At 74.7% G+C, this 3,080-nt stretch carries 3 protein-coding genes and 1 pseudogene; all 4 read right to left on the bottom strand.

Translation table 11 applies throughout. The annotated features are described in order from the left end of the window. Positions 1–495, bottom strand: a pseudogene (locus AC1D12_RS29410) (lipopolysaccharide biosynthesis protein); the annotation flags it as partial. Further along, a complete protein-coding gene (locus AC1D12_RS29405; RefSeq protein WP_477844726.1) occupies positions 492–1,676 on the bottom strand; it encodes a glycosyltransferase family 2 protein in 1,185 nt (394 codons plus the stop codon). The gene AC1D12_RS29405 and the pseudogene AC1D12_RS29410, both read right to left, overlap by 4 nt. Before the next feature lie 55 nt (positions 1,677–1,731). After that, entirely contained in the window at positions 1,732–2,667 is a 936-nt protein-coding gene (locus AC1D12_RS29400) for a glycosyltransferase family 2 protein (protein WP_477844725.1), read from the bottom strand. Continuing rightward, positions 2,664–3,080, bottom strand: a 417-nt coding sequence (locus AC1D12_RS29395; protein ID WP_477844723.1) for a hypothetical protein, incomplete at its 5' end; no start/stop codon positions are given. The genes AC1D12_RS29400 and AC1D12_RS29395, both read right to left, overlap by 4 nt.

The following is a 3,080-nucleotide window of genomic DNA, read 5'->3' as shown; positions in this document are numbered from 1 at the left end:
ATACAGCAGGTCGACCTGCAGCACCTCGGTGGCGCGCCGGTGGGCCAGCAGCACCATGCGGAAGTAGTCGCGGTTCAGCACCACGCAGGCGGCCAGCGCGGCCGCGCCGGCGAGTGCAGCCGTGCGCGCCTCCAGCCGGCCCGCGGCCCACAGCAGGCACGCCGCCAGCACCGCCGCGGCGACGACCGCGCCCAGCAGGCGGCGCTGCGCCAGGTACAGCCCGCCGACCAGCCGCGCCCGCCCTGCCCGGTCGAGCCGGTGCAGCCGGCTCGCCAGCAGCGGCCCGAAGAACGCGTTCTGCAGCGAGGCCAGCAGCGCGATCGCATTCGACGCGAGGATGAACGCGCCGTACTCCACCGCCGCCGCGTGGCGGATCAGCAGCAGCCCGATCGCGAAGCTCGCGGCCGACAGCACCGCCTGGCTGACGACCGAGCTGCTGAACAGCCGCGCGACCGCCAGGTGCCGGCGCCGGGCCTCGGCCACCGCCCCGTTCACGGCAGCTCCCGCTTCGTCCTCACCCATTCGGCGCTGTCGCGCGCCCGCAGCACCAGCAGCAGCTTCCACAGCACGAACGACGGCGCGCGCAGCAGGTCGAGCAGGCCGCGTACCCCGACGCCGCTGAGCTGCCAGCCGCGCAGCACGTAGGCGACGAGGCTCGCGACACAGCCCGCCGCGAGCCACAGCCAGCCCTGCGCCGCCGGATCCCACGCCCACGCGAGGCCCGCCGCCACGAGCAGCAGCACGGCGCTCGCGCCCAGTTGCGACAAGGGCAGCACCAGCAGGTCGAGCGCGAGGTCCAGGCAGACCGCGCCATCGGTCCGCAGGGCCGCGCGCAGCAGCGGCCGCACGCGCGCGCGCACCAGCTGCCGGCGCCCGGTTTCCCAGCGCAGGCGCTGGCTCGCGGCGGCCTCGTCGCCCGACACCATCAGCCCGTCGGCACGCGCCTCGTCGGCATAGTGCACGCGCTGCCCGGCCAGGCCGAGGGCGATGCCGTACTCGATGTCCTCGGCCAGTCCGAAGGCGCGGTACGGCACCTGGCGCAGCAGGCGGTGCGTCACGCACCAGCCGTTGCCGCGCAGGCCGCACGACAGCCGCAGCCGCTCGCGGGCGCGCGAGCGCAGGCGATGGAAGCACGACAGCGCGATCGCCATCAGCCGCGTGCGCCACGAGGCCTGCGCGTTCAGCACGCCGTGGCAGGCCTGCACCGCCCTCGCGCCGGCCTCGATGCGCGCCGCGAAGGCTTCCAGCAGGTTGGGCGACACCTCGGTATCGGCATCGACCACCACGACGGCATACGCCAGCCCGTGCGCGCGGCTGGCGGCGAAGGCGTGTGCCAGCGCATGGCCCTTGCCGCGGCGTTGCGGGTCGTGCCGCTCCAGCACGACGGCGCCGGCGGCACGCGCACGCGCCGCGGTGTCGTCGCTGCAGTTGTCCGCGACGACCAGCACGCGGTACAGGTCGGCCGGCCAGTCCAGCCGCCGCAGGCTCGCCAGGCAGGCGTCGATCACCGCCGCCTCGTCGTGCGCCGGCACGATCACATCGAAGAACAGCCGGCCCGACGAGCGCCGCGCCGCGCCCGGCGCCTGCGACAGCAGCGTGAGCAGCAGCAGGTAGGCCGAGCAGGCCGCCACCGGAACGGCCAGCAGCGACAGCAGCGCCGGCAGCAGCCAGCTCATTGGGAGCCTCCGTGCTTCGCACTGCGGTATTCGGACTTGGGGCGGCCCGGCGTCCTCATACCGCACCGCCAGGGTGTTCCACGCCGCCATATTCCTGGTAGTGCCAGCCGGCGAAGACCGACAGTTTCCCGAGGTTGGCCGCGACCTTCAGCAGCCAGTGCACCGCGCGGTGGCGACCGGCCGGCCACGCGAGCAGCGCCAGTCCCGCGGCCAGCACCGACTGCGCGAGCGCCCGCGCGAAGAATCGCACCCGGCCGGCCCGCGTGAGCGGCCCGTAACGGCCGTTCAGGCGGTGCCGCGCGTGGTCCTGCCCGCCGCGCAGCGCGCGCAGCAGCAGCCAGCGCAGCGACAGCCGCGACGCCTCGACCGGCTCATGCACCACCGCCTCGTCGCACCAGACGATGCGCGCGCCGTGCTGCACCAGCCGGCCGAGCAGGTCGCCGTCCTCGCCGCCGGTGCGGCCGTAGGCCGGGTCGAACGGCTGCGCCATCGCCCGCAGCAGCGCGCCGCGCAGCAGCACGTTGCCGAAGCGCAGCCGGTTCGGCGGCACGAGCGCACCGCTCGGCTGGCGCGCCCAGTCGTAGAAGCGGCCGCGCCGGATCCAGCCCGGCGCATCGGCGGGCAGCACCGGCAGCACCGGCCCGAGCACGCCGTCGGCCCGGCCGTGCCGCGCCGGCGCGGCCAGCCGGCGCAGCCAGTCCACCGGGGYGCGTTCGTCGTCGTCGATGAACGCCAGCCAGTCGCCGCGCGCGCACTCGACGCTGCGGTTGCGCGTCAGCGAGATGTTCTGCTCGGGCTGGATGTCGTAGTCGATCGCGAACGGCGCACCGGCCGCACGCCGCCGCTCGACGACGGCACGCGCCGTGCCGCGTGCGTCGTTGTCGACCACCACCACCTGGCTGGGCAGGCACTGCTGCGCGACCAGGTCGTCCAGCAGCGCGCCGAGCCGCTCGGGCCGGCGGTAGGTCGCGATGCACACGCTGATGCTCATGACGGCGGCGGCATGGGCGGCCGGTCCAGGCGGCGCGCGGCCGCGATGGCCGTCGCCAGTTCCTGCTGCGCACGGAACAGGTTCCACACCAGCAGCGCGAGCGCACTCACGTTGAAGATCGCCGACCAGCCGAGCGCGAAGGTGAGCAGCGCGGCCAGCACCACGAAGAACATCAACCGGATCAGGTGGAAAGGCGCCTCCGGCCAGGCCTTGCCGCTCAGCCGGTAGACGTGGTACGGCACCCACTTGGCGAGCACGTGCGCACCGAGCGCGGCGGCCCCGATCGGCACGATCGGCACCAGCACGACGAAGGCCGCCGCGCGCGCGAACTGCAGGCCGGCGAACAGCCACACGCGGGTGGCCTTGTCGACCCGGTTGTAGCCGGTGAACCAGAGCTGCGTGGCGGCCAGCAC

This window comes from Rhizobacter sp. P1_G5, assembly GCF_056405435.1.
The sequence above is the reverse complement of the archived record's forward strand: the minus strand, read 5'-3'. Positions and strand labels throughout refer to the sequence as shown.

Coding starts and splice junctions, on each gene's coding strand:
- AC1D12_RS29405 (WP_477844726.1), bottom strand. CDS start 1,676: ATGAGCTGGCTGCTGCCGGCGCTGCTGTCGCTGCTGGCCGTTCCGGTG.